At 68.2% G+C, this 25,269-nt stretch carries 24 protein-coding genes; 18 read left to right on the top strand and 6 right to left on the bottom strand.

Annotation, left to right across the window (positions count from 1 at the left end):
* The first annotated feature begins 290 nt into the window (after positions 1-290).
* The 5 genes from ACWEFB_RS28150 to ACWEFB_RS28170 all read left to right on the top strand — a co-directional run bounded on the left by ACWEFB_RS28150 (position 291) and on the right by ACWEFB_RS28170 (position 6,353).
* Positions 291-1,970, top strand: coding sequence for an ABC transporter substrate-binding protein (locus tag ACWEFB_RS28150; protein ID WP_452290155.1), 1,680 nt, complete (start codon positions 291-293; stop codon positions 1,968-1,970).
* Positions 1,971-2,065: 95 nt separating this feature from the next.
* On the top strand, positions 2,066-3,073 hold the full coding sequence (locus ACWEFB_RS28155; RefSeq protein ID WP_326561654.1) for an ABC transporter permease: 1,008 nt from the start codon (positions 2,066-2,068) through the stop codon (positions 3,071-3,073).
* A 142-nt stretch (positions 3,074-3,215) separates the two neighbouring features.
* A complete protein-coding gene (locus ACWEFB_RS28160) occupies positions 3,216-4,172 on the top strand; it encodes an ABC transporter permease (protein ID WP_452290249.1) in 957 nt (318 codons plus the stop codon).
* A 67-nt stretch (positions 4,173-4,239) separates the two neighbouring features.
* A complete protein-coding gene (locus tag ACWEFB_RS28165) occupies positions 4,240-5,223 on the top strand; it encodes an ABC transporter ATP-binding protein (RefSeq protein WP_452290157.1) in 984 nt (327 codons plus the stop codon).
* Entirely contained in the window at positions 5,220-6,353 is a 1,134-nt protein-coding gene (locus ACWEFB_RS28170; RefSeq protein WP_452290159.1) for an ABC transporter ATP-binding protein, read from the top strand. Before ACWEFB_RS28165 ends, ACWEFB_RS28170 begins: the two co-directional genes overlap by 4 nt.
* Positions 6,354-6,416: 63 nt before the next feature.
* Here the strand turns inward: ACWEFB_RS28170 and ACWEFB_RS28175 are convergent, their stop codons facing one another.
* Complete coding sequence (locus ACWEFB_RS28175) at positions 6,417-7,079, bottom strand: HNH endonuclease family protein (RefSeq protein ID WP_326561651.1); 663 nt, start codon at positions 7,077-7,079, stop codon at positions 6,417-6,419.
* Positions 7,080-7,167: 88 nt separating this feature from the next.
* Between ACWEFB_RS28175 and ACWEFB_RS28180 the strand changes: the two genes are divergently transcribed.
* Positions 7,168-8,673: an MFS transporter gene (locus tag ACWEFB_RS28180; protein WP_452290162.1), complete on the top strand. Its 1,506-nt coding sequence runs from the start codon at positions 7,168-7,170 to the stop codon at positions 8,671-8,673.
* Between the two features lie 66 nt (positions 8,674-8,739).
* Here the strand turns inward: ACWEFB_RS28180 and leuA are convergent, their stop codons facing one another.
* The 3 genes from leuA to ACWEFB_RS28195 all read right to left on the bottom strand — a co-directional run bounded on the left by leuA (position 8,740) and on the right by ACWEFB_RS28195 (position 12,412).
* Positions 8,740-10,488: a 2-isopropylmalate synthase gene (gene leuA, locus ACWEFB_RS28185; protein ID WP_452290164.1), complete on the bottom strand. Its 1,749-nt coding sequence runs from the start codon at positions 10,486-10,488 to the stop codon at positions 8,740-8,742.
* A 324-nt stretch (positions 10,489-10,812) separates the two neighbouring features.
* Positions 10,813-11,358, bottom strand: coding sequence for a nitroreductase family protein (locus ACWEFB_RS28190; RefSeq protein WP_452290166.1), 546 nt, complete (start codon positions 11,356-11,358; stop codon positions 10,813-10,815).
* Positions 11,359-11,443: 85 nt separating this feature from the next.
* Positions 11,444-12,412 (bottom strand): hypothetical protein, encoded by a 969-nt coding sequence (locus ACWEFB_RS28195; protein ID WP_452290168.1) that lies wholly within the window; start codon positions 12,410-12,412, stop codon positions 11,444-11,446.
* Between the two features lie 313 nt (positions 12,413-12,725).
* Here ACWEFB_RS28195 and ACWEFB_RS28200 point away from each other — a divergent pair, with 313 nt between their 5' ends.
* Together ACWEFB_RS28200 and ACWEFB_RS28205 are read left to right on the top strand one after the other, a co-directional pair.
* Positions 12,726-13,991: an aspartate kinase gene (locus ACWEFB_RS28200; protein ID WP_452290170.1), complete on the top strand. Its 1,266-nt coding sequence runs from the start codon at positions 12,726-12,728 to the stop codon at positions 13,989-13,991.
* Between the two features lie 6 nt (positions 13,992-13,997).
* Positions 13,998-15,065, top strand: coding sequence for an aspartate-semialdehyde dehydrogenase (locus ACWEFB_RS28205; protein ID WP_326561646.1), 1,068 nt, complete (start codon positions 13,998-14,000; stop codon positions 15,063-15,065).
* 150 nt (positions 15,066-15,215) lie between these two features.
* Here the strand turns inward: ACWEFB_RS28205 and ACWEFB_RS28210 are convergent, their stop codons facing one another.
* Entirely contained in the window at positions 15,216-16,628 is a 1,413-nt protein-coding gene (locus tag ACWEFB_RS28210) for a diguanylate cyclase (protein WP_452290172.1), read from the bottom strand.
* 769 nt (positions 16,629-17,397) lie between these two features.
* Here ACWEFB_RS28210 and ACWEFB_RS28215 point away from each other — a divergent pair.
* Positions 17,398-18,357 (top strand): AbiTii domain-containing protein, encoded by a 960-nt coding sequence (locus tag ACWEFB_RS28215; protein ID WP_452290174.1) that lies wholly within the window; start codon positions 17,398-17,400, stop codon positions 18,355-18,357.
* A 584-nt stretch (positions 18,358-18,941) separates the two neighbouring features.
* Here the strand turns inward: ACWEFB_RS28215 and ACWEFB_RS28220 are convergent.
* Positions 18,942-19,823 (bottom strand): GntR family transcriptional regulator, encoded by an 882-nt coding sequence (locus ACWEFB_RS28220; RefSeq protein WP_452290176.1) that lies wholly within the window; start codon positions 19,821-19,823, stop codon positions 18,942-18,944.
* Positions 19,824-19,984: 161 nt separating this feature from the next.
* Here ACWEFB_RS28220 and ACWEFB_RS28225 point away from each other — a divergent pair, with 161 nt between their 5' ends.
* The 9 genes from ACWEFB_RS28225 (at position 19,985) to ACWEFB_RS28265 (ending at position 25,130) form a co-directional block, all read left to right on the top strand.
* The gene (locus ACWEFB_RS28225; protein WP_452290178.1) at positions 19,985-20,239 is read left to right on the top strand and encodes a DUF6284 family protein; all 255 of its coding nucleotides are present in this window, start codon (positions 19,985-19,987) and stop codon (positions 20,237-20,239) included.
* A complete protein-coding gene (locus ACWEFB_RS28230) occupies positions 20,236-21,084 on the top strand; it encodes a DUF2637 domain-containing protein (protein ID WP_452290180.1) in 849 nt (282 codons plus the stop codon). Before ACWEFB_RS28225 ends, ACWEFB_RS28230 begins: the two co-directional genes overlap by 4 nt.
* A gap of 92 nt (positions 21,085-21,176) precedes the next feature.
* Positions 21,177-21,644, top strand: a complete 468-nt coding sequence (locus ACWEFB_RS28235) for a DUF3307 domain-containing protein (protein ID WP_452290182.1) — start codon at positions 21,177-21,179, stop codon at positions 21,642-21,644.
* Positions 21,644-21,799, top strand: coding sequence for a hypothetical protein (locus tag ACWEFB_RS28240; RefSeq protein WP_452290184.1), 156 nt, complete (start codon positions 21,644-21,646; stop codon positions 21,797-21,799). Before ACWEFB_RS28235 ends, ACWEFB_RS28240 begins: the two co-directional genes overlap by 1 nt.
* A gap of 87 nt (positions 21,800-21,886) precedes the next feature.
* Entirely contained in the window at positions 21,887-22,024 is a 138-nt protein-coding gene (locus tag ACWEFB_RS28245; protein ID WP_452290186.1) for a hypothetical protein, read from the top strand.
* The gene (locus ACWEFB_RS28250) at positions 22,021-22,155 is read left to right on the top strand and encodes a hypothetical protein (protein ID WP_452290188.1); all 135 of its coding nucleotides are present in this window, start codon (positions 22,021-22,023) and stop codon (positions 22,153-22,155) included. The genes ACWEFB_RS28245 and ACWEFB_RS28250 overlap by 4 nt, the downstream gene beginning before the upstream one ends.
* Before the next feature lie 93 nt (positions 22,156-22,248).
* Positions 22,249-24,444, top strand: coding sequence for a cell division protein FtsK (locus ACWEFB_RS28255; protein ID WP_452290190.1), 2,196 nt, complete (start codon positions 22,249-22,251; stop codon positions 24,442-24,444).
* Between the two features lie 141 nt (positions 24,445-24,585).
* The gene (locus tag ACWEFB_RS28260; RefSeq protein ID WP_452290192.1) at positions 24,586-24,837 is read left to right on the top strand and encodes a hypothetical protein; all 252 of its coding nucleotides are present in this window, start codon (positions 24,586-24,588) and stop codon (positions 24,835-24,837) included.
* Complete coding sequence (locus tag ACWEFB_RS28265; RefSeq protein WP_452290194.1) at positions 24,834-25,130, top strand: hypothetical protein; 297 nt, start codon at positions 24,834-24,836, stop codon at positions 25,128-25,130. Before ACWEFB_RS28260 ends, ACWEFB_RS28265 begins: the two co-directional genes overlap by 4 nt.
* Positions 25,131-25,269: the final 139 nt, after the last annotated feature.

The following is a 25,269-nucleotide window of genomic DNA, read 5'->3' on the forward strand; positions in this document are numbered from 1 at the left end:
TCGCGACGGCCCACCCGCGGCGGGTGCTGATCGCCCGCTCAGCGCCGATCCCGCCCCGGTGGCCGAGTTTCGGCCCGGTTCCGCCGGCCACGGGTCAACGTCCGGTCTGGCCAGTGATGTGACAGGGGCGGTTGAAGTGCGCCGTCTGCCGTTATAGATCCTCTTCTAGGTGTCGGCTTGGTAGAGATTCCAAAGCAGGCGTTCCGTTCGAGGTCTCACGGCCATTAGCCTGCCGCACACGGACCGTGCCAAAACCCCGGCGTTGGTCATGCGCATGACAGAGGTGAGAGATGCAGGCGAGAGGGCTCAGGTCGGCGATCGCCGTCGCGGCCGTTGCCGTGATGGCCGCCGGCGCGGCGGGATGTGCGGCAAGTGACCGGGAAGAGGGCGGAGAGGGCACCGCATCGGGCGGTACCTTCATCTTCGCCGGTGCCGGTGACCCCAAGAACTTCGACCCGATCTTCAACGATGACGGTGAGTCGTTCCGGCCGGTCCGCCAGATGTTCGAGACGCTGGTGACCCACAAGCCGGGTACCGCCGACGTGGTCGGTGGCCTGGCCGAGAGCTGGGAGCACGACGCGACGGGCAAGATCTGGACGTTCAAGCTCCGCAAGGACGTGAAGTTCCACGACGGCACCCCCTTCAACGCTGCCGCGGTCTGCTACAACTTCGACCGCTGGTACAACATGAAGGGCGCCGCGGCCCAGAGCCAGATGCTCTACTACCAGGACGTCTTCGGTGGTTTCGCGACCAACGAGGCCGAGACGGCCGGCAAGTCGATCTACGACAAGTGCGAGGCCAAGGACGACGGCACCGCGGTCGTCTCGCTGAACACGTACAAGGGGGCCTTCCCCGGTGCGTTCGCGCTCACCTCGCTCTCCATCGCCAGCCCGGAGGCGTTGAAGAAGTACGACGCCGACAAGGTGACGCAGAGCGGTGACTCGTTCGAGTACAGCGCCTTCGCCAACACCAACCCGGTCGGCACCGGCCCGTTCACCTTCGGTGGCTGGGACAAGGCGAAGAACGAGATCACCCTGAACCGCTACGCGGACTACTGGGGTGACAAGGCCAAGGTCGACAAGGTGATCATCAAGGTCATCAAGGACGAGACCACCCGTAAGCAGGAACTGCGCGCGGGCACCGTCCAGGGCATCGACTTCCCAGCGCCGGCCGACCGCAAGGCGCTGGAGACCGAGGGCTTCCAGGTTCTCAACCGCCCGGCCTTCAACATCCTCTACCTGGGCATCAACCAGAAGAACAACCCGAAGCTCGCGGACCTGCGGGTGCGTCAGGCGATCGCCTACGCGCTCAACCGTGAGCAGTTGGTCCAGACCAAGGCGCCGGGTGGCTCCAGTGTGGCCAGCCAGTTCCTGCCGGACACCGTGCTCGGCTACGCGCCGGACGCCCAGAAGTACGAGTTCAACCCGGACAAGGCGAAGCAGCTCCTCAAGGAGGCTGGCGCCGAGGGTATGACGCTCAACTTCTACTACCCGCCGGACGTCTCCCGGCCGTACATGCCGAACCCGCAGGAGATCTTCACCGTTCTCGCCAACGACCTCCAGGGCGTCGGCATCAAGGTCAACGGTGTGCCTCGCCCGTGGAACGGTGGCTTCAAGGACGACGTGCAGCAGTTCGGCAAGCACGACCTGCACATCCTCGGTTGGACCGGCGACTACAACGACCCGGGCAACTTCGTCGGCACCTTCTTCGGGCGGGCCAAGCCGGAGTTCGGTGACGAGAAGATGACCGACATGTTCGCCGCCATCACCGCCGCCGACGCGACCGTCGACGAGGCCGGCAAGAAGACCGCCTGGGAGCAGGTCAACCGGGACATCGCCAGCAAGTGGCTGCCGGCCATCCCGGTCTGGCACGCCCCGCCGGCGATCGTCGTCACCAAGGACGTCAAGGGTCTGGTTGCCAGCCCGTTGACGGCCGAGGAGTTCAACACGGTGACTGTTTCGGCCAGCTGACCCAGCGGTCACCCCGCGTACAGCTGCGGCCCGGGCCGGGCGAATCGTCCGGCCCGGGCCGCTCCTGCGGGTATCGAGAACATGGTGTGTGAGAGATGTTGCGAGTCATAGTTCGCCGCCTGCTACAGCTGGTGGTGACCCTGATCGCGCTGACCGCGCTGATCTTCATCTGGCTCCGGAACCTGCCCGGTGGCCCTGTCGACGCACTGCTCGGCGAGCGGGCCACCCCCGAGCGGCGGGAACTCCTGACCAAGGCGCTCGGTTACGACCAGCCGATCCTGGTCCAGTACGGCAAGTTCATGCAGCGGATGCTCACCGGCGACTTCGGCAACTCGATCCGCACCGGCGACTCCGTCGTCGATGTGCTCGGGCGGTCCTTTCCGGCAACGGTCGAGCTGGCCCTCGCCGCGATGATCATCGCGGTCGGACTCGGCATCCCGCTCGGTTACCTGGCGGCCCGGCACCGGGGTCGGACCCTGGACAACCTGACCGTCGGCGGGACGCTGCTCGGCATCTCCATCCCGATCTTCTTCCTGGGCTACCTGCTCAAGGACGTCTTCACCCAGAACATCCACTGGTTCCCGCCCTCGGGGCGGATCAGCACCGGACTGGACAACACCAACGTCACCGGCTTCTTCGTACTCGACGGGTTGCTCACCCGGGAGTTCGACGCCAGCGCCGACGCGCTCTGGCACCTGATCCTGCCGGCGGTCACCCTGGCCACCATCCCGCTGGCGGTGATCGTACGGATCACCCGGGCCAGCGTCCTGGACGTGCTGAACGAGGACTTCATCCGTACGGCCGAGGCCAAGGGTTTGCGGCACCGGACCATCCGGGGGCGGCACGTCCTGCGTAACGCCCTGCTGCCGGTGGTGACCACGATCGGTCTGCAGACCGGCGCGCTGCTGGCCGGTGCCGTACTGACCGAGAAGGTCTACAACTGGGGCGGCCTCGGTACGTTGATCACCGACTCCATCACCGGCAGTCGGGACTATCCGGTGTTACAGGCGCTGATCCTGGTCGCCGCCCTGGTCTTCATCGTGGTCAACCTCCTGGTCGACCTCTCCTACGCGGTCATCGACCCCAGGGTGCGTGTGCGATGAGTGAGCGCAGCGAACGAATGATCGGGTACAGCGTTACAGCTCATGCCGTCGGCGAGCGAAGCGAGGCGGCGGCATGAGTGAGCGCAGCGAGCAAGGCGGGAACGTGAGTGAACCGACCAAGCAGGACCCCGCTACCAGCGGGATGAGCGGGCGTGGGGTCACCGCGCTCGCCGAGCGGAAAAAGGCCCGGCTGGACGAGTTGGCGCGGGCGAGCGCCGAGCCCGGCGGCGTCAGCATGTTCCGCGACATCGTACGGCGGCTGTCCCGCAACCCGGTCGCGGTGACCGGGGCGGTGATCGTCGGCCTGTTCGTACTGGTGGCGATCTTCGCCCCGCTGATCGCCCCGCACGATCCGAACCAGCGCTTCGACCAGCTCCTCGACGGCCTGACCGCGGACACGATTCCGGGATCGCAGGACGGGTTCCTGCTGGGGTCGGACCCGCTCGGCCGCGACTTCGCCTCCCGGCTCGTCTACGGCGCCCGGCAGACGCTCCTGGTCGGTGTGCTCGCCACCCTGATCGGGCTCGCCTTCGGCGTGGTGATCGGCGCGATCGCCGGTGCGTTCGGCGGCTGGGTCGACGTTGTCCTGATGCGCCTGACCGACGTCATGCTGGCCCTGCCCGGCCTGCTGCTGGCGATCACCCTGGTCGCCCTGGCCAGCCGGTCCAGCCAGTGGACGGTGATCTTCGCGGTCTCGATCGTCAGCGTGCCGATCTTCGCCCGGCTGTTGCGCGGTGCGATGCTCGCCCAACGGGAGAGCGACCACGTGCTCGCCGCCCGCGCGCTCGGGGTGAAGGAACGCGCGATCGTGCTCCGGCACATGCTGCCGAACTCGCTGACCCCGGTCATCGCCCAGGCGACGCTCACCTTCGCGGTCGCGATCCTGGAGGCCGCCGCACTGTCGTTCCTCGGCCTCGGCGACCCGGACATCAACCGGGCCGAGTGGGGCCTGATGCTCGGCGTCGACGGCCAGCGCTACTTCGAGATCCGCCCGGAACTGGCGTACTTCCCCGCTCTCGCGATCATCATCGTCGCGCTCGGCTTCACCCTGCTGGGCGAGGCCATGCGCGAGGCGATCGACCCGAAGAACCGGCGGTGACCGGGATGCTCACCAACGCACACCGGGTCGGTTCGCCCGGGCACCACGGGCAAGAGGGGGAACCGGCATGAGCCTGCTCGACGTACGGGATCTGGGCGTGGTCTTCAACCGCCGGGGTGAGCGGCCGTTCACCGCGGTGGACAAGGTCAGCTTCTCGGTGGAGCCGGGGCAGACGGTCGGCCTGGTCGGTGAGTCCGGCTGCGGCAAGAGCGTGACCAGCCTCGCGATCATGGGGCTGCTGCCCAAGCGCGGCAACACGGTCACCGGTGAGGTGCTGTTCGAGGGCACCGACCTGCTCAAGCTGCGCGGCAACGACATGCGGGACCGGCGCGGCCGGGAGATCGGCATGATCTTCCAGGATCCGCTCTCCTCGCTGAACCCGGTCCTGCCGATCGGGTTGCAGGTCGCCGAGGTGCTGGAACGGCACCAGGGGCGGGACCGCAAGCAGGCGCTGCGCGAGGCACGCGACCTGCTGGACTCGGTCGGCATCCCCGACCCGGACCGGCGGCTGAGCGAGTATCCGCACCAGATCTCCGGTGGTATGCGCCAGCGGGCCCTGATCGCCATCGCCCTCGCCTGCAAGCCACGGCTGCTGATCGCCGACGAGCCCACCACGGCGCTCGACGTGACCATCCAGGCGCAGATCCTGACCCTGCTCAAGGAACTGGTCGACTCCTCCGGGACCGCCCTGATCATGATCACGCACGACCTCGGGGTGGTCGCCGGGCTCTGCGACACCGTCAACGTCCTGTACGGCGGCAAGGTCGTGGAGACCGCCGAGCGGCACGAACTGTTCGCCCGCCCGCGGCACCCGTACACCCATGGGTTGCTCAGTTCGGTGCCGCGCCTGGACTCGCTGCGCGGCGAGCGACTGCACGCGATCCGGGGTTCGGTCTCGGACAACATCCCGTGGACGGAGGGGTGCGCGTTCGCGCCACGCTGCGACCGGGTGGTGGACTCGTGCCTCGACGGCGCACCGGTCCTGGAGCCGACCGCGGTCGGTGGGCGGCTGCGCTGCAACAACCCGGTTCTGGAGGAGGTGGCGGCATGACCGAGTCCATCGCGGAGGCGCCGCAGGCGCAGGAGTCGAAGACGCAGGCGCCGCTGATCGAGCTGCGCGACCTGAAGGTGCACTTCCCGATCAAGAGCGGGCTGCTGGTCGACCGGACCGTGGGGTACGTCTACGCGGTCGACGGGGTCTCCCTGTCGATCCGGGCCGGTGAGACGTACGGGCTGGTCGGTGAGTCCGGGTGCGGCAAGTCGACCCTCGGTCGGGGCCTGCTGCGGCTGGTCGAGCCGACCGACGGAGAGATCATCTTCGACGGCACCGACGTACGCGCGCTCAAGGGCGAGGCGATGCGGCACGCCCGTCGCCGGATGCAGATGATTTTCCAGGACCCGCTGTCCAGTCTCGACCCGCGCCAGTCGGTGCAGTCTTTGCTGGTGGAAGGCCTCAAGGCACACGGCCTGGCCGGCGACAAGGCGGACACCCTGCGCCGGCTCCGGGAAACCCTCGACGCGGTCGGTCTGCCCGCCTCGGCGCTGCGGAAGTACCCGCATGAGTTCTCCGGCGGCCAGCGCCAGCGGATCGGCATCGCCCGCGCGCTGGTGCTCGGGCCGGACCTGATCGTCGCCGACGAGCCGGTCTCCGCGCTCGACGTGTCGATCCAGGCCCAGGTGATCAACCTCCTGGAGGACCTCCAGGCCGAGCGGGGACTGACGTACCTGATCATCGCGCACGACCTGGCGGTGGTCCGGCACATCGCCGACACGGTGGGCGTGATGTACCTCGGTGGACTGGTGGAGGAGGCGTCCAGCGACGACCTCTACCGGGAGCCGATGCACCCGTACACCAAGGCGTTGATGTCGGCGGTGCCGGTGCCGGACCCGGTGGTCGAGGACCGCCGCGAGCGGATCCTGCTCGCCGGTGACCTACCCTCGCCGACGAACCCGCCGTCCGGATGCCGGTTCCACACCCGGTGCCCGTGGGCGCAGCCGACCCGCTGCCGCGACGAGCGGCCGGCGCTGCGGGAGACGTCGACCGGTCACCGGGTGGCCTGCCACTTCGCCGAGGACATCGCGGCCGGGCGGATCGGGATGCACGACGTCGAGCCGGAGCTGGTCCGGCCGACCGACCTGGCCACCCCCGGCGAGACCGGCGACCTGATCCCCACCGTCTAGGTCACGCGTCACCGTCGACAAGGGCTCCTTCTCCCACCGGGAGAAGGAGCCCTTCCGCACCTGTCAGCAGGTGCCGAGCATCTCGGTGAGCGTGGTCTTCTCGGCGGCGGTGACCGTCAATTTCCAGTGGTGCTTCACCGTGATCCAGCTCTCGGCGTACGTGCACCAGTAGTCGCGGTTCGGCGGCTGCCACTCCTCCGGGCCCTGGTCGCCCTTGCCCCGGTTGCTGCCCGCCGACACCGCGAGCAACTGCGGCCGGGTGAGGTCGTTGGCGAAGTCGCCGCGTTCGGCGTCGCTCCACTCGTCCGCGCCGGACCGCCACGCGTTCGCCAGCGGGACCATGTGGTCGATGTCGACGTCCGCCGGGTCGGTCAGCGTCTTCTTGTCATAGACGCTCGTCCACCGTCCGCCGACCACGTTGCAGCCGGCGAGCTTGATGTCCTCACCGTCGCGTTGCAGGACGGTGTCCCGGACGTCGCAGTTCTTGCCCGCGTCACGCCAGTGCGGGAAGTGTTCCCGGCTGTAGCCCTTCATCGAGCTGGCCTGGGCCACCGTCAACTGGCCGAGCTGAGCGGTTGCGCCGTCCACCCCGGCCGGGCCGCTCGGGTCGGCCCCGGGCGTGGACTGTGCGGTAGGTGCGCAGCCGGCGCCGCCGAGCGCGAGCGCCGCGACGAGCGCGGCCGAGATGACCCGTCGGGCTGCTGATCTGGTACGCGAATACGACACCAGCCAAGCTTGCGGGCTGATCCGGATATCCGCACAGTATCCACCGGAGGTTTCGGCGTTTCGTGACATTCGCCGTATCGGGCAGGGCATGTTGGAGATCGTGGCCCCACCGTCAACGCCGATCCGGCTCGCCGGCCCCGCCGGCCGGGGACTGCTGTTCGCGGCCGTCCTCGCCTCCGGCATGGTGTTCCTCGACGGCACCGTGGTCAACGTGGCGCTGCCCCACCTTGGCCGCTCCCTGGACGCCGGCGTCTCCGGTCTGCAATGGACGGTCGACGGCTACCTCCTGACCCTGGCCGCGTTCGTCCTGCTCGGCGGCGCACTCGGAGACCGGTACGGCCGCCGCCGGATCTTCCTCCTCGGCGTGGTCTGCTTCACCGCCGCCTCGGTCCTGTCCGGCATCGCCCAGAACATCGAGTGGCTCATCGCCGCCCGGTTCCTCCAGGGGGCCGGCGGTGCGCTGCTCACCCCGGGCTCGCTCGCCCTGATCCAGGCCAGCTTCCACCCCGACGACCGGGGCAAGGCGATCGGCGCCTGGTCCGGTTTCTCCGGGGTGTCGACCGCGGTCGGGCCGCTGCTCGGCGGCTGGCTGATCGACGCCCTCTCCTGGCGGTGGATCTTCCTGATCAACGTGCCGCTCGCGGTGGTCGTGGTGTTCGCCGCCCTGCGCTGGGCCCCGGAGAGCCGGGCCACCGGCGCGGCCAACCAGGCGGCGTCCGGCACCGGCGGGGCGGTGATCGGTGCGGCCGGCAGCGCCGCACCGCGTTTCGACCTCACCGGCGCCCTGCTCGGCGCGCTCGGGCTGGCCGGGATCACCTTCGCCCTGATCGAGGCCGCCCAGCCCGGCAGCGGCGGCGCCACGATCCTGGTCGCGGTCGGTGCGGTGGTCGGGGTACTCGCGGCGGTGGGATTCGTACTGCTCGAACGGCGCAAGGGCAACGCCGCGATGCTGCCACCGGCGCTGTTCCGCCGCCGCCTCTTCTCGGTCCTGAACATCTACACCGTGGTCGTGTACGCCAGCCTCGGCGGGTTCAGCTTCTTCCTCTCCGTACACCTGCAGAACGTGGCCGGGTACTCGGCGCTGAAGACCGGCCTGGCGAACCTGCCGATGACCGTCCTGCTGCTCGTCGGCTCACCCTGGGCCGGTGCGCTGGTCGCCAGGATCGGCCCCCGGCTGCCGCTGACCGTCGGGCCGCTGATCGCCGCCGGGGGCGTACTGCTGCTGCGCGGGATCGGACCGCACGCGTCCTTCTGGGCCGACGTGGTGCCGGGGGTCTTCCTCTTCGGGCTCGGGCTCACGTTTGTCGTCGCCCCGCTGACCACGTCGGTCCTGGCCGCGGTCGACGACCGGTTCGCCGGGGTGGCGAGCGGGTTCAACAACGCCGCATCCCGAGTCGGGAGCGTGCTCGCGGTGGCGGCACTCCCGCTGCTGGTCGGCCTCTCCGGGGCCGCGTACCGGATGCCCGCCGAACTGGCGAACGCGTTCCGGGCGGCGATGCTCTGGTGCGCCGGACTGCTGATCGTGGGCGCGCTCCTGGCCGCGGTGCTCATCCACCGCCCACGGCCACACCAGGACTCGCCGAAGTCCGACTGACCCTCGCAACGAGCGGGCCGACCGGCAGTGCGCCGGTCGGCCCCTCGATCGTCGTACGTTCCCGAATCAGCCGTGTACGCGGTTGACCGCGCTGGTCAGGGCGGTGATCGACGCGGTGACGATGTTCGCGTCCAGCCCCACACCCCAGACCGTACGACCGTCGACCTCGGCCTCCACGTATGCCGCCGCCTGGGCGTCGCCACCGGAGGAGAGGGCGTGCTCGTGGTAGTCCAGCACCCGGACCCGGATGCCGAGGCTCTGCAGCGCGTTCACGTACGCGTCGATCGGGCCGTTGCCGACCGCGGACAGCGACCGGTGCTCGTCGCCGAACCGGACGTCGGCCTCGACCTCGACCTTGCCGTCCACGGTGCCGGTCCGGTACGACACCAGCGACAACGCCGGGTCGGGCTGGTGGTCGACCAGGTAGTGGTTGGCGAAGATCTCCCACATCCGGCCCGGCTCGACCTCGCCGCCCGCGTGGTCGGTGACCTGCTGGACCACGCCGGAGAACTCGATCTGGAGCCGGCGCGGCAGGTCCAGGTTGTGCTCCGCCTTCATGATGTACGCGACGCCGCCCTTGCCGGACTGCGAGTTGACCCGGATGACCGCCTCGTAGGTGCGACCCAGGTCCTTCGGGTCGATCGGCAGGTACGGCACCCCCCAGGTGAACTCGTCGATCGGCACCCCGGCCGCCCGCGCGTCCGCTTCGAGTGCGTCCAGCCCCTTCTTGATCGCGTCCTGGTGCGAGCCGGAAAAGGCGGTGTAGACCAGGTCACCCGCGTACGGGTGCCGCTCGTGCACGGGGAGCTGGTTGCAGTACTCGACCGCCCGCTTGATCTCGTCGATCGAGGAGAAGTCGATCTGCGGGTCGATGCCCTGGGAGAATAGGTTCAGGCCCAGCGTGATCAGGTCGACGTTGCCGGTCCGTTCGCCGTTGCCGAACAGGCAGCCCTCGATCCGGTCCGCGCCCGCCAGCAGGCCCAGCTCGGCGGCGGCGACGCCGGTGCCCCGGTCGTTGTGCGGGTGCAGGGAGAGGATGACGCTGTCCCGCCGGGGCAGGTGCCGGTCCATCCACTCGATCGAGTCGGCGTAGATGTTCGGGGTGGCCATCTCGACCGTGGCCGGCAGGTTGATGATCAGCGGCCGGTCCGGCGTCGGGTCGATGACCTCGATCACCGCGGCGCAGACCTCCAGGGCGTAGTCGAGTTCGGTGCCGGTGTACGACTCCGGCGAGTACTCGTAGAAAATCTCGGTGTCCGGGGTGTGGATCTCGGCGTACTTCTGGCAGAGCCGGGCGCCCTGGGTGGCGATGTCGGTGATCCCGGCCCGGTCCAGCCCGAACACCACCCGGCGTTGCAGGGTCGAGGTCGAGTTGTAGAAGTGCACGATCGCCCGCTTGGCGCCGCGCAGCGACTCGAAGGTCCGCTCGATCAGGTGTTCCCGGCACTGGGTCAGCACCTGGATCGTCACGTCGTCCGGGATCAGGTCCTGCTCGATGAGTTGCCGTACGAAGTCGAAGTCGGTCTGGCTGGCCGACGGGAAGCCGACCTCGATCTCCTTGTAGCCCATCTGCACCAGCAGCTGGAACATCCGCCGCTTACGCTCCGGCGACATTGGGTCGATCAGCGCCTGGTTGCCGTCGCGCAGGTCGACCGCGCACCACCGGGGTGCGACCTCGACCTGTCGGGTCGGCCACTGCCGGTCGGGCAGGTCGACGGCGAACTGCTGGTGGTACGGCTGGTAACGCTGGTACGGCATCCGGCTCGGGCGCTGCCGGGCGATCGGATCAGTGTCGGTGTCGGCTGGGTTGGGCATGTCGAAGACTCCCGTGGTCATGCGGCGTCAGACGTCGTGAAGCGGACGTGAAGGCGCTGCTCGCGCCTGAAAAGAACTGAGGTGTCGGGCGGAAACCGGCTGGTCGACGATGGTCAACCGGCGGTGTTGGACGGCGCGCGTCAACTCCGCGACGAGGTGCCGGCCAGATGGGCCTCGTCGCGGCAGCGAAGAAGGAGCGCCTGCCACATGACATCGGTCACCCTACGTGAGCATTTCCGGTTCGGGAAGTTTCGTCCGCAGTCTGGGATGCGAATCGCACTTCCGCAGGTCCAGGCGCCGGCTGGCAGCGTCGGGTCGGGCGGGTCAGCCGAGCAGGAGGTCGGCCAGCGGCTGGCGCTGGCGCAGCCCGGTCTCCCACCGGCGCAGGTCGTCCGGGAGCGCCAACGGATCGCCGAGCCGACCCACGGCCACCACCACGTGCGGCCGTACGCCGACCGGCAGGTCCAGGTCGATCCGGAGCCCGGCCAGGTCGATGCCGGCGAGTTGGTGGGCGTACAGGTGCAGGGCGGTCGCCTGGATGGTGAGGTGCGCCACCGCCTGACCGAGGTCGTACGCGGCCTGGGTGGGTGGGCAGCCGGCCGGGATGGTCGCGGTGTGCGCGCCGAGCAGCAGCAGGGACGCGTTCCCGGCCCAGCGCTGGTCGGCCGGACCGACGTTGGTGAGGATCCGCTTGTACGTCTCGTCGTCGCGCTGGCCAACGATGAACCGCCACGGTTGGCTGTTGCCCGCGGACGGTGCCCACCGGGCCGCTTCGAGCAGCGAGAGCACGTCGGTGTCGGTGACCGTGGCTTCGGGGTCGAAGGCGTGCGGACTCCACCTGGCCGCGAGCAACGGGGATAGCTCCACCATGCGCCCGAGTGTGCCGTATCGCACCTTCTGTGCGACCGCCGGGGTCACCTGTTGTGTTCGACTGCACCCGGTACGTGAACGGAGATCATCTGCTCGGCGTGATGTCGGGCGTCGGGGAGGCGCTCGGGGTGGGCGGAGCGGCCGTACGCAGCGCCTGGCCGGGGACCACCGGGCCGGGCAGGGTCACGGTGGGTGGCGCCGCGGTCGGGTTTCCGGTCAACAGGAGGGTGCCGAACGACACCTTGGCCGCGGTGAGCGTGCCGTCGGTGTCGAAGCAGTAGATGCCGATGTCCAGCGGGGCACTGAGCGAGGCCGCGGTGGAGTCGACCGAGAAACACGCGCCCCGCGAGTTCGGCAGCGCCTTGGTCGTCGAGATCGCCAGTGACGCCTGGCGGTCGATGAGCACCCTGCGCCAGTCGGTGAACACGTGCTGCACCCGAGGATCGATGTTCGCGGGCAGGGCCTTGCCCGGTGCGGCGACCTTGACGCAGGTGGGCGGATCCGGTCGCCGGGTCGAGGTCAGCGCGCACTGGAAGATCCCGTCGCGGGTCTGCGCGATCGTGACGTCGACGGTGCCGCCGAGTGCCCCGCCGGGGATGTCGACCCGCCAGGTGCCGTCGTTGGCGCTGACCAGGGTCACCGACCGGTTCGGCTGCCCGGACCGGGACAGGGTGTAGAGCGCGGTCAGGTGCCGGTCCTCGGCCGCCGCCGCCAGTCCGGCGAGCTGCGCCCGGGCGTCGGTCACCCCGGCCGTCGCGGACGCCGATCCACCGGGGGTGGCGGAACCGTCGGCGGCCGGCGTCTCCACCGGAGGTACGTCACCGCCTCCGCACCCGCCGAGCAGCAGCACCGCCCCGGCCAGCAGACACGCGAACAGCCGGGAACCGTTGTCGCGGCGGGCCGGTGGACGATCCGGTGCACCGTGCCGACCGGTGATCCGGGGCTGCGGCATCCGGTCGACGAACCCGGTGCCGGTGGCCGGTGCCGACGGGTCGGGCCGGTCGGGCCGGGTGGCGACCGGTTCGGTGTCGGGAAGGGTGGCTTCCGAACGCATCGTGTCATTGTCGGGGGTGTCCGGGCGTACTGATCAGTCAGTCGGGTCAGCGGTGTTCGGCGTGTCGCGGGCGTCACCACGACCCGGCCGCCGCGCGGCGGAAGGTGGGCCGGATGGTGGGATCGTGGCTGCCCCCGGTACAGGCAGGGCCGGTACCCTGAGGGTCGTTCATACGGCGCCGCCGGTTAGTGGCCGGCGGCGTCGGCACGCTCCGGGTTGAATGGAGCAGGCTGCCCACGACCGGTGCGAACCGGCCGGCCCGGCAGCGTGGTGGCCGGTTGAGTGAACCGGCCGTGGGAAGGAGCAGACCGTCGTGGCACTGGTCGTGCAGAAGTACGGCGGATCCTCCGTCGGCGACGCCGAACGGATCAAGCGGGTGGCCGAGCGGATCGTCGCCGCTCGCAAGGCCGGAGATGACGTCGTCGTGGTGGTTTCCGCGATGGGGGACACCACCGACGAACTGCTCGACCTGGCGCACCAGGTCAGCCCGCTGCCGCCCGGCCGCGAGCTGGACATGCTGCTCACCGCCGGCGAGCGGATCTCGATGTCGCTGGTAGCCATGGCGATCCACAACCTGGGCTACGAGGCGCGCTCGTACACCGGCTCGCAGGCCGGCGTGCTGACCACCTCGGTGCACGGCAAGGCCCGGATCATCGACGTCACCCCCGGCCGGTTGCAGGGCGCGCTCAACGAGGGCGCGGTCGCCATCGTTGCCGGGTTCCAGGGCGTGTCCCAGGACACCAAGGACATCACCACGCTGGGCCGGGGCGGCTCGGACACCACCGCGGTGGCGTTGGCCGCAGCCCTGAACGCGGACGTCTGCGAGATCTACACCGACGTCGACGGCATCTTCACCGCCGACCCGCGGATCGTCCCGAACGCACGTCACATCAAGCAGATCACGTACGAAGAGATGCTGGAGTTGGCCGCCTGCGGCGCGAAGGTGCTGCACTTGCGCAGCGTCGAGTACGCGCGCCGGGCCCAACTGCCGATCCATGTCCGCTCGTCTTACTCGACCAACACCGGCACGATGGTCACCGGATCGATGGAGGAACCTGCCGTGGAGCAAGCACTGATCACCGGGGTTGCCCACGACCGGAGCGAGGCGAAGATCACCGTCGTCGGCGTACCGGACGAGCCCGGTGCGGCGGCGCGGATCTTCGAGACGGTGGCCAGTGCCGAGATAAACCTCGACATGATCGTGCAGAACGTCTCCACCGAGGGGACCGGCCGCACCGACATCTCGTTCACCCTGCCGAAGACCGACGGTCCGACGGCGATGGCCGCGCTCAGCAAGATCCAGGAGCCGGTCAAGTTCAAGGGGCTGCTCTACGACGACCACGTCGGTAAGGTGTCGCTGATCGGTGCCGGCATGCGCTCCCACCCGGGCGTCGCGGCCAGTTTCTTCGCTGCCCTGGGCGAGGCTGGAGTGAACATCGAGATGATTTCCACCTCGGAGATCCGGGTCTCGGTGGTGTGTCGGGACACCGATCTCGACGCCGCGGTCCGCGCTGTGCACGACGCGTTCGACCTCGGTGGCACAGAGGAAGCCGTCGTGTACGCCGGAACCGGGAGGTAACCCCTCATGGGCCAGCTGCCCACCCTTGCGATCGTCGGGGCGACCGGTGCCGTCGGCACCGTGATGTGCGATCTGCTCTCGTCCCGGAAGAACGTGTGGGGGGAGATCCGGCTGATCGCGTCCGCGCGGTCCGTCGGGCAGCAGCGGCTCTGCCGGGGTGAGCAGCTCACCGTACGGGCACTGACCCCGGAGGCGTTCGACGGCGTCGACGTGGCGATGTTCGACGTACCGGACGAGGTCGCCGCCGAGTGGGCGCCGATCGCGGTCTCCCGTGGCGCGGTGACGGTCGACAACTCCGGGGCCTTCCGGATGGACCGGGACGTTCCGCTGGTGGTGCCGGAGATCAACCCGGAGCAGGTACGCAACCGGCCCAGGGGCATCATCGCCAACGCCAACTGCACCACCCTCGGCATGATCGTCGCGATCGCGCCCCTGCACCGCGAGTACGGCCTACGGGAGCTGGTGCTCGCGTCGTACCAGGCGGTCTCCGGTGCCGGTCAGGCCGGCGTGGACACCCTGCACGACCAGCTCACGAAGATCGCCGGGGACCGGGGGCTCGGCTCCCGGTCCGGCAACGTACGGCAGGCGGTCGGGGACGAGCTGGGCCCGTTCCCCGCACCGCTGGCGCTCAACGTGGTGCCGTGGGCCGGTTCGCTCGCCGACGGGGGCTGGTCGTCCGAGGAACTCAAGATGCGCAACGAGTCCCGCAAGATCCTCGGCCTGCCCGATCTGAAGGTCTCCGCAACCTGCGTACGCGTCCCGGTGGTGACCGGGCACTCGGTGGCCGTACACGCCGTTTTCGGGTCCGAGGTGGACGCTGAGGGGGCGCGCGAGGCACTGCGTAACGCGCCCGGGGTGATCCTGGTCGACGACCCCGAGCGGGGCGAGTTCCCGATGCCGATCGACGCCGTCGGCACCGACCCGTCCTGGGTCGGCCGGATTCGCCGCTCGATGGACGACCCCCGGGCGCTCGACCTCTTCATCACCGGCGACAACCTGCGCAAGGGCGCCGCTCTCAACACCGCCCAGATCGCCGAACTCCTCGCCGCCGAATACTCCTCCACCCCCCGCTGACCCACCCCGCGCCCCGCACCGCCGCGCCCCGCTGTGCCCTCGCGCCCCGCGCCCGCGCCCCCACCCCTCGTCCGCGATCTAGGGCAAATGGTGGTCATCGGAGATCAACTAGCACGTATTTGCCCTAGATCGCCGACGAAGCGGGGCGGGTTAGGCGGCGGCTAGGCGGATGCCGTCGCGGCCGTCGCGTTTGACGTCGTAGAGGGCGGCGTCGGCGCGGCGCAGGGTCAGTTCGGGTGACTCGGCGTCGTGTTGGACGGCCACGCCGACGCTGATCGTGCGACCGATTCGGCGGGCCGCCGTGACCAGGCGTTCGGCGATTCCGGCCGCCTCCTCGGGTCGCCCGACCTCGATCACCGCGATGAACTCGTCACCACCGACCCGGTACAACTCGTCGCCCTGACGCAACGCCAACTCCAGGGCGCGGGCCAGCTCCACCAGGACCTGGTCACCCGCCTGGTGTCCGTACGTGTCGTTGATGATTTTGAAGTCGTCCACGTCGATGGCGAGCAGCGCGGTGCGGCCGGGAGTGGTCTCGGTGATCCGCTCGCCGAACGAGCCGTAGTGGCGCAACCCGGTCAACGGGTCGGAGCCGGCCCGCTCGCGCAGCCCAGCCAGGCTCCGCAGCCGGTCCAGGCAGATCCAGGCCTGTGCGGCGAGCAGCTCCAGCAGGTTCACCGTGGTCGGATCCGGTCGCCGCACCCGCTCGTCGGCGACCAGCAGCAGGCCGCCGGTGTCGGCCGGACCCAGCGGTACGGCGATCAGCGTGCCGACCCCGTCCGGCAGCGGCAGGTCGTACTCGTCGTCGGCCACCGTCGCCCCGGCCTGGGCCAGGGTGTACGTGGAACCGCAGTGGTGCACCCGGTTCATCAGCCGGTCCAGGGCGGCGTACCGCTCGGTGGCGGACAGGCTGGTGCGGATCCGGCACTCGGGCTCGGCCGGGTCGCCGCTGCGCGGGTCGGGTGCGACCAGCCGCAGGCCGGCGGGACGGGCGAGTACCAGGATCGCCGAGGTGAGACCGGACACGTCCCGGGCGGCGTCGACCGCGGCGGCGACCAGGTCCGGTTCGTCGGACGCAGCGGTCAGCGCGGCGGCGTGCCGGAGAATTTTCTCGTCCCGGCTCTCCGCCGGTGGGCCACCGAGGGCGGTGATCCGGGCACCGAGTCGGCCGCCGACCTGTTCGGCGACCGCCTGCCAGGCGTCAAGATCGACCTTCTCGGTCCACTCCAACGCCAGTACGCCCACCGGCCCGCCGGCCGGGTCGAGGATCGGTACGCAGGTCTGGGCGACCACCCCGGCGCGCAGCGGCGGTTCGTCCGCCTCGATGCGAGCCTCGTCCTCGACGGTCGCGCCCTGCCCGGTGGTGAGGGGCTCCCCCGAGGTGAAGACCTTGCCGGCGATGCCGGTCTTCATCGGCAGGGTGGCGAAGATCTGCCAGGAGCCGGTGGCGGCGACCCGCCGGAGCCGGTCGTGCAGCGGCAGGAGTACGGAGACCTGCGCCGGCGCGTACCGCCCGACGGCGGTGACGGTGAGCTGGCAGGCCTCCAGAGCGGTCGACGCCATGGGTAAGCGGGCCGTCAGGGCGGGGATGACTCGATCGGGTTCCGGGGGCACCTTTTGTCGTTCCAGGAGGGGCTGGGGAGGGGTGACCGCCCGGCGGCAGACCGGGCGGCGTACGACCAAGATTACCCACGGGTTCGAAACCGCTGCCCTAAGTCGATCATCATAGGTGGCTGTGAACGCGGCTCTGAGCAGTGCTCATCACCTTCGGTATCCGCCACGGCCACCACCCGTGTGGTGCCTCTCACAGGATGATCACGGGCGGTCGGACTGGTAGAAGGCGTTCGCGGCCGGCAGGGCGAGCAGGACGACGGCGGCCAGCGGCGCGGGGGACCGCCCGGATCGCGCGCGACCTTCGTCTCGGACGCGAGGGGTGGCTGTTGAGAGCGGACAGCAGAAGGGGCCACTTCCATCGATGGGAAGTGGCCCCTCAACTCGTCGGGGTGGCCGGATTCGAACCGACGACCTCTTCGTCCCGAACGAATGATCATGGAGTGTTGATCTGCGGCCGCATCGCGATTGACCTGGCGAGATAGTTCGCCATCGTTCGTGTACGTCCGCACGCGTTCGTTGCGGTTGTCACCCAGGTAGTCACCCACCATGCCTGGCTAAAAGACGCGTCTCTGCCAGTTCGTGCATGTTCAGCGGCCTTTGCGCGTGATGCACGTATAGCGGGGCCTCGCACCCCCTGGCGCCATCTCGCTTGGTGACCGGTCGCCATAGTGTCGCTGGGGCCTGGCACCATGGCGACGACCAACGTGAGGAGACGTACGTGGCCCGGGATCGCCAAGCCGAAGCGCGAAGTCTTGCTGAAGAACTGCTGGCCGACATCGAACTAAGTCGGTTGGGAGCGGAACCTATCCTCCTAAAGTCCGTACGACTGGCCCGCCTAATCAGTGACGACTCTAGTCTTCAATGGCTCGAACTAGAGCTTCACGGCTATGAGTTTACGGATGAGACTACGCCAATGCTTGAGCGGATGCATCGAATCATAGATAACGGAGGTGCGCGAGATAAAGCACATATAATCTCACTCGGTGCAGTCGAGGTCGCAATTCGCACTGAGGAGGCTAGGATTGGCAGCCTGAAGGTAGGAAGCCTGAGTGGCGAATACTTGGGACTTGCGCTTGACAGAGTCCACAATCAGATAAATGGCGCAAGCGCAAACCTCATGACCCTCGGGCGAATTCGCTCAGCCGTTCTAGCTCAAATCCATGAATTCGCGGCGAGAACTTACTATGCGCTGACCTTCGGTGAGGAGCAGGAGGAGCTTTTCCGGACGGCCCGACGGGATATTGACGGCATGCTTGCCCCCGTCAGTGACCGCGCTCTTGAAAGGATTGAATCAATCGTTGAGCGCTTAGGGAAGGGGGAGCAAGAGGCTATCAGTCAAGCTATGAACACTTGCAGACGACTAATTGATAGCTTTGCGGACGCCGTTTACCCACCACGCAGCGAGCCGGCGGTCGTGGATGGTCAAGCAATAGCACTTGACAAAGGCAAGGTCCTAAACCGGATCGATGCCTACGTTCGGCAGTACACGACCAGCGGTAGTCGGCAGCGGCGTTTGCGTCAAGCAATTCGAGGCATTTATGAACGAGTTTCGGCAGGCGTACATGATGACGTGACTCCCACCGAGGCTCGGTTCCTTTTCCTTGAGAGCTATGTTGTGCTAGGCGAGATTCTGGCATTGGCACCGCATGTGGAGGACACCGTCACTCCTTCAGCCTGATCCTGTGCCGATTGCCTCCGTCCGCTAACTTACGGGTCGGTTGTCGCTCGGTTTGTTACCTGCCTCTCGCACGTGCTCATGGACCTGGTAAGCGCACTCTTCTGGGCTAACCTCTGCCGTGTTCAAGCTGAGGTTAGCCTGAGTAAGCGGCTTGGTCTCATCCCAAGCGTGCATTCTTGCCGGCACGTCTCCCGTTCGGCGCTCGATAATTCGCCGCCTTGCAACGTCGCGTGGGCACCAGAGGTACACGGTTGTCCAGGAGACTGCTGGGAGAGCACCGGTGATGGCGTTGACCGCCTTGGTCTGGCCTAGATGCAGAACCGGTATGCTAATCGCGAGCATTTCACGCAATGATGGTCGATCGACCACATAGACCGCGTCGTATCGCTCGTTCGCCCAGAGAACATCGTTCTGAGCGTGAAGTCTATTCACCAGCGATAGCGTGGTCATTCGGTACCCCGAGGTACGGCCTCCCCCGACTTTAAGTCGTTGGAAGAGGACATATTCGGCGCTCAGGCTACTGAGTGCGCGAGTCACGGTGTCCTTTCCGGCTGCCGGCGGTCCGTAAAGAATTACTCCTCTCATCAAGCCAAATCGTCCTTCGATAGAGTCTCAAGAAGTTCCCGGGCCTGACTTTGCAAGGGCCTTCCGGTGGCACAGTTGTCGATCACAACGTGTGCCACGACCGGCCGGAATGATACGTCAATGCTGGACACCCACCCCTGCCAGTCAGCCAGCTTCGCCGTGTCTCGCGCTGCTCCACGGTGGCGAACATAAGTGTGCATCGTATCCTCGTCACAGTAAACCCATACCAACGCTGTACGTGCACCCATGGCTCCGTAAGTCGCCTGCGCTCTATCGATCCATGCTACATCGCTAAATTCTCGAACGAACGGAGCGGTGACGATGGCGCTATTTCCGCAAGCGACGTTTTCTGCTGTTGCTGCTGCGAGCGCTTCGTATTCCCGAGGCCGAATACGGTTCAGGTACGTCTCGGACTCCCGGTCGTGAGGGGAACGCCCAAGAACTTCTAATGCCGCTTCGACAACCGGGCGAGTTAGCGTATCCTTATCAAGCATTGGCCACCCGCTTTCGCGGGCGAGAATGCGGCCGAGTTCAGTCTTGCCGCTACCCGCGTATCCTCCGATCAGTACGACGTTTGGTCGATGGAGTCGAATTCGACCAGTTCGCATCTGGTCTGGAGCACGAACTACCCGCTTTGATCGCGCCGCACTAATTACCAGTCCTTCCTGAGCGAGAACCTTCATGGCCTCCGTGATCGTGAAAACGCTGACGTTCCATCGAGATGCTAACTCGCGTGTCGATGGCAGCACTTCTCCGTCGCGTAATATGCCTGCCTCAATGTCATTCCTGATGTTGCGTGCAACTTGTTGAAATAGCGAGTCGGACCGATTCAGCCGATTCTGGGGGGACGACATGGGAACCTTCCGTGGCAAATTGGACATTGACACGTGACCCCCGCAGCATACCAGTCGCCTAACAGATCACTTGCCATCTGTCCAGTACATGGCCCGAATCTGATCGGCTTCGCCTAACAGTTGACGATGCTCCCTATCAGTTGTTAGCTTCCTTCTGTCACCGAGCGACATCGACGGAGGGACATACTGTGAGGATCAAGCCGAATCCCCTTGGCGACACGCCGAGCGGGGCTGAGCTGGCCGAGATCGAGCGTGAGCTGCCGCTGATTGAGGCCGAGGTGGCGTTACTGGACGCCGAGATCACCGTGTTGTCGGCCGAGCCGTTGCCGACCGAGTTGGACTGGCGCCGGGTGCGTCGCGCGGTGCGGCGGGTCGAGCGTGAGGCCGTCGTGTTCTACGGCCGTCCGGTGTCGGCTGTGTCGCTGCTTGGGCGGGCGGCATGACGACGCCGACGATGAACAGCGTCTACCCGAAGCCGGTGCAGGAGTTGCTGCCGGACGCGCGGGATCTGGCCGGGAAGCTGGGTGAGCTTCCGTCGCAGAACCGGCTGATGAAGGAACTGAAGGTGGGCGCGCCGAAGGCGCGGGAGCTGCGGAAGGCGTTGGAGAACGTGTCCACCGCGCTCGCCGCCGGCACGGCTGCGGTCACCGAGGAGGTGCCCCCGCCCCCGGTTGCTCCCGTTGCGGACACTCGGCCGGACCTGGACACGGCGCCGGACACGGCTGAGTTCACGGTCGCCGTGCCGCCGGTCGTAGTTCCCTCGGGGGGCGGGGCATCTCCGCAGCCCATCCCGTCCGTAGAACCAGTTTCCAACATCACGACCGCCCCGGTCCCGCCCGCGTCCGTGCCGCCGGTTACGGGTGAGGTGAAGCGTTCGGGTGGGCGGGGGTGGGCTTACCTCGGGGTGATCCTCGGTGGGGTGGTGTCGATCGCGGCGAACATCGCCCACACCTACCTCCCGCCGGCCGGTGCCGGGTCCGGATGGTCCCCGGAACCCCTCGCGGTGGCGTTCTCCGTGTTCTGGCCGATCGCGTTGTTCGTCGCGGTGGAGATCCTGGCCCGTACCCCCTGGAAGGCCGGGTGGCCGTCGACCCTGCTGCGGTTCGTCGGGGTGCTGCCCGTGGCCCTGGTCGCCGCGCTGGTGTCGTACCGGCACCTGTCCGGGCTGCTCACCCACTACGGCGAAGACGCCATCACGTCCGCGCTCGGCCCCCTTGCTGTGGATGGGTTGATGCTCATGGCCTCAGCCGCGCTGATCGTGACCGCCCGGCGCAAGTCCCGTACCTGATTTCGCCCGGCGGCACGGCCCTATGGCCTGGTAACCGATGCCGTGCCGCCGGTCCTACCTCCGCTGTCCGAAGACCTCGGGAAGGAAGCTCCATGCTGTCAGATCCGACCGGCAATCTGGCTACCGCCGCTGCCGTGTTCATCGCTCTCTACGCCGCTCACCAGGTCGCTGACCACTGGATCCAGACCCAGCACCAGGCCGACTGCAAGGGCCTGCCTGGTTGGGCCGGTCGTCGGGCCTGCCTGGCTCATGTGGCCACCTACACGTTGACGGGTGTGCTGGCGCTTGCCGCGTTGTCCCTGTCGACCGGGTGGCGCCCGGCCCCGGTTCCGCTGCTGGTCGGGCTGTTGATCAGCGCGGTTACGCACTACATCGCTGACCGCCGTACGCCGCTTCGGCGGATCGCTGAGTTGACCGGCGCTGGCCGGTTCTACGTCCTGGGGGTGCCCCGCGCCGGTCGGGACGATAACCCGTCGCTCGGTACCGGCGCCTACGCCCTGGACCAGTCCTGGCACGTCGGCTTCCTGTTCGTGTCCGCGCTGGTCATCGGGGGTGCGTGATGCCTGTACGGGTCTACTACTGGCGCTGCGCTCACTGCGGAACGACGACCGTGGTCGCGGACGAGACGACCGCGAAAGCCCGCCGCGCGCAACACGACAAGGTCAAGCACTCCGGTTGGAGCTACTCCGAGTGGGGCTTCACCACCACGAACTGACGGCCGCTGTGGCGCCCAGCTCATCACCTGGGCGCACGCGGCGGACGCCAGACCGGGCGGACCGAACCCAACCTGAGGAGCACCGAAGTGGCGAAGGAAAAGCCCACCGAGCCGGCCAAGGGCAACGGCGAACGGGTCGAGATCAAGACCAAAACCAGCCGGGTCGTGGTCGAGCGCAACGACGGCCAGGTAGCCGGCAACTGGACCGGCGGGATGCACCAGTGACGGGCCAGCAAGCAGAGGACCCGGCGGACCGACTCGACCGGCAGATGGGCCAGGTAGTCGACGCGATGCGCCGGGCGTTCGGTCCGCAGCCACCGGCCGAGAAGGCACCGAAGGACGAGAAGCAGAAGTAGCCAGCGCGGGGCACGGCCTACGCCCTAGGAAAGCCGGCCGTGCCCCGCCCCCCTCCGACCCGAGATCACATCCCTGATGGAGGAGCACTCATCATGACTTCCCCCAACGAAGACTTCGACTGGCAGGCCGCTGAGGAAGACGCGACGGACGGCGCTGAGGTGGTCGACCTGGACACGCGTCGTCGTCGGCAGGCCGATGGTGCGCGGGCGTTCACGGCTGACCTGGACGACGAGCGGGACGACTACGACGACACCCTGCCGCCGGTTGACCCGACGCCGGTGGCGGCACCGTCGCTCTACGAGGCGGCCCGGTCCGGGCAGGCGGTTGACCGTCGGCCGATCCTGCCGACCTGGTTGCGGTCGCGTGACGAGCTGCGCAAGGCCGCGCGGTGGGCGACGGGGCACTACTCGCACACCGGCCTGTACCACCTGACCCGGTCCCCGAAGTACGCCGGTCGGTTGGCGTGGCGGGCACCGTTCGGGGTGGCCCGGCTGCTCGGCGCGACGACTCGGTGGGTTTTTGACGCTGAGGGTAAGCCGGCCCGGCTCGCGGCCGTCCGCACCGAGCAGACTGAGCTGTACTTGAAGTTGTCGAAGCAGCGGGACGCGCGGGTGCGGTGGCGTGGCCTGGTCCTGTCCGCTGTGCTGCTGCTCGGCCTGCCGACCGTCGCCGTGCTGATGGCGTTGGCGGGTTCGTGGCAGCGGTGGGCGCTCATGGTCGGCGCGGTGGTGCTGTTCGGGCTGGCCGGTAAGCCGAAGGACGTGCCGTTGATCGACGTGGCTGCGGTGAAGCCGCGTGTGCGTCGGCTGTCGGTGGACGTGCTGGAGCGGGCGTTCCTCGCGGCCGGGTTGTGCAAGCCCGATGACCTGATCTCGATCCCGGTGCCGATCGCCCGTGATGGTGACGGCTGGTTGGCGATGATCGACCTGCCGTACTGGAGTTCGGCGGACAAGGCAATCAAGAAGCGGGACCAGATCGCCGCCGGCCTGGACCTGGATGAGGTGCAGGTGTGGCCGGAGCGGGTGCGGGGCACCTCGGGTTCCGCCCGCCGGTTGCGGCTGTGGGTGGCCGACGAGGACCCCTACGCGAAGCCGTCTGACCTGTGGTCGCTGATCGAGCGCGGGACGGTGGACATCTTCGCCCCGTTCCCGTTCGGGCAGGACCAGCGCGGCCGGGTGGTGCCGCTGCTGCTGATGTTCACGTCCCTGCTGGTCGGTGCGATCCCGCGCATGGGTAAGACGTTCGCCGCCCGCCTGCCCGTCCTCGCTGCCGCACTCGACGTGTCGGTGGAGCTGCACGTGTACGACGGCAAGGGTGGGCAGGACTGGCGGGCGTTCGAACGGATCGCGCACCGGGCCGGGTTCGGTGTGCGGGACGACGTGGTGTTGTCCCTGGTCGAAGACCTGCGGGACCTGGTCGCGGACATGAACCGCCGCTACGACACGATCTCGACCCTGCCGCCGGACCTGTGCCCGGAGTCGAAGGTCACCCGGCAGATCGCGGACAAGCGGTCGTTGAAGCTGTGGCCGGTGCTGGTGTCGATCGATGAGTTCCAGCGGTACTCCGGCCACCCGGTCCACGGGGAAGAGATCGTTGACCTGCTCACCGAGCTGTGCAAGGTCGGCCCCTCGGTCGGGATCATCATCCTGCTCGCGACGCAGAAGCCGGACGGGAAGGCCGTGCCGACCGGGCTGCGGGACAACATCGGTACCCGGTTCGCGCTCAAGACCATGACGTGGCAGTCATCCGAGGCCGTGTTGGGTGCCGGCACCTACCCGGCCGGGTACGACTCGTCCCGGTTCCAGCGCTCCCACAAGGGTGTCGGGATCCTGCTCGGCGCCGACGACTCCGGCAGCGTGGAAGAGGCGTTGACGGTCCGGACGGCGTTCGCCAAGACCGAACACGTCGACGTGGTCGTGAACCGGGCGATGGAGCTGCGACGCGCGGCCGGCACCCTCACCGGACACGCGATCGGGCAGGCGCCGGAGCCGTCGACCAGCCGCACGGACACCCTGTTGGACGACATCCTGACCGTGATCCCGCCGGCCGAGCCGAAGGTGTGGTCAGAGACCGTCGTCGCCCGGCTGGCCGAGCTGCGCCCGGAGGTCTACCACGGGTGGGAGCCGGCACAGTTGGCCGCCGCGCTCAAGCCCCACGGCATCCCCGTAGGTCGGCAGGTGTGGGGTACCGACCCGGTCACCGGCAAGGGTGCCAACCGCAAGGGCATCCACCGCGACGACATTACCAACGCTGTCACCGAGCGTGACCGGAAGCGGAAAGCCGGCTAACCCGAAGCGGGCCGCTAGGTCTAGCCCCACCACCCGCTAGACCTAGCGGCACCGCTAGCCCCGAATCCGTAACCCTGCCAGGACGCTAGCGATCTAGCGGCCCCGGCTCTGTGCACCCAAAAACAGCCTGTGGAGGCACTTGTGGACACGCTCGCAGTGATCGCTAGCCTGCTCTGCCCCACCACCAGCCTTGTCACCCTCGGTTACCTCGCCGTGTGTTCGGTCTCGCCGTTCGGGCCGTGCCGGCACTGCCACGGCACCGGCAAACAGCGGTTCCGCATCGGCCGCCGCCGCCATGAGTGCCGGCCCTGTGACGGCACCGGACGCCGTATCCGCATCGGTACCCACATCGTCAACCGCATCCGCGCCGAGTACCGCCGGGGCAACCGGTGAAGCGCCGACCGACCGCCCACACGGATTGGTGCGCTCGTGACCACCGCTGCGGACTGGCCGAGCACCGATCGGAAGAGATGGTGGTCGACCTTCCCGGCTACGGCCGCGCCGTCCTCAACCGCGTACGCGGCGAAGACGGCCGGGAGTACGCCGAGTTGCGGATGCGGGTAGCGCTCGCCCCGGTCGAACCGGCCGCCCGCCGACAACTCGTCACCATCCTGACCAGCGCGCGGGCACTGGTCACCCGCGCCGCCCTGGTCGGCCGTCCCCGGCCTGCTCGGCGGGCCGCGTGATGAGCACTGATCAGCCGGTCAACATGGCTGCCGCTGTTCGGGTCGCTCGTGGCTGGCCGTTGTGCGCCACCGGGTGCGGGTGGCCCGTCGACCCGGCCGCCGACAGCGACCGACACCCCACCTGCCAACCCCACTCACC

Source organism: Micromonospora sp. NPDC004704, from assembly GCF_053601675.1.

Coding starts and splice junctions, on each gene's coding strand:
- ACWEFB_RS28150 (WP_452290155.1), top strand. CDS start 291: ATGCAGGCGAGAGGGCTCAGGTCGGCGATCGCCGTCGCGGCCGTTGCC.
- ACWEFB_RS28155 (WP_326561654.1), top strand. CDS start 2,066: ATGTTGCGAGTCATAGTTCGCCGCCTGCTACAGCTGGTGGTGACCCTG.
- ACWEFB_RS28160 (WP_452290249.1), top strand. CDS start 3,216: ATGAGCGGGCGTGGGGTCACCGCGCTCGCCGAGCGGAAAAAGGCCCGG.
- ACWEFB_RS28165 (WP_452290157.1), top strand. CDS start 4,240: ATGAGCCTGCTCGACGTACGGGATCTGGGCGTGGTCTTCAACCGCCGG.
- ACWEFB_RS28170 (WP_452290159.1), top strand. CDS start 5,220: ATGACCGAGTCCATCGCGGAGGCGCCGCAGGCGCAGGAGTCGAAGACG.
- ACWEFB_RS28180 (WP_452290162.1), top strand. CDS start 7,168: ATGTTGGAGATCGTGGCCCCACCGTCAACGCCGATCCGGCTCGCCGGC.
- leuA (WP_452290164.1), bottom strand. CDS start 10,488: ATGCCCAACCCAGCCGACACCGACACTGATCCGATCGCCCGGCAGCGC.
- ACWEFB_RS28190 (WP_452290166.1), bottom strand. CDS start 11,358: ATGGTGGAGCTATCCCCGTTGCTCGCGGCCAGGTGGAGTCCGCACGCC.
- ACWEFB_RS28195 (WP_452290168.1), bottom strand. CDS start 12,412: ATGCGTTCGGAAGCCACCCTTCCCGACACCGAACCGGTCGCCACCCGG.
- ACWEFB_RS28205 (WP_326561646.1), top strand. CDS start 13,998: ATGGGCCAGCTGCCCACCCTTGCGATCGTCGGGGCGACCGGTGCCGTC.
- ACWEFB_RS28210 (WP_452290172.1), bottom strand. CDS start 16,628: ATGGCGTCGACCGCTCTGGAGGCCTGCCAGCTCACCGTCACCGCCGTC.
- ACWEFB_RS28220 (WP_452290176.1), bottom strand. CDS start 19,823: ATGTCCAATTTGCCACGGAAGGTTCCCATGTCGTCCCCCCAGAATCGG.
- ACWEFB_RS28230 (WP_452290180.1), top strand. CDS start 20,236: ATGACGACGCCGACGATGAACAGCGTCTACCCGAAGCCGGTGCAGGAG.
- ACWEFB_RS28235 (WP_452290182.1), top strand. CDS start 21,177: ATGCTGTCAGATCCGACCGGCAATCTGGCTACCGCCGCTGCCGTGTTC.
- ACWEFB_RS28240 (WP_452290184.1), top strand. CDS start 21,644: ATGCCTGTACGGGTCTACTACTGGCGCTGCGCTCACTGCGGAACGACG.
- ACWEFB_RS28255 (WP_452290190.1), top strand. CDS start 22,249: ATGACTTCCCCCAACGAAGACTTCGACTGGCAGGCCGCTGAGGAAGAC.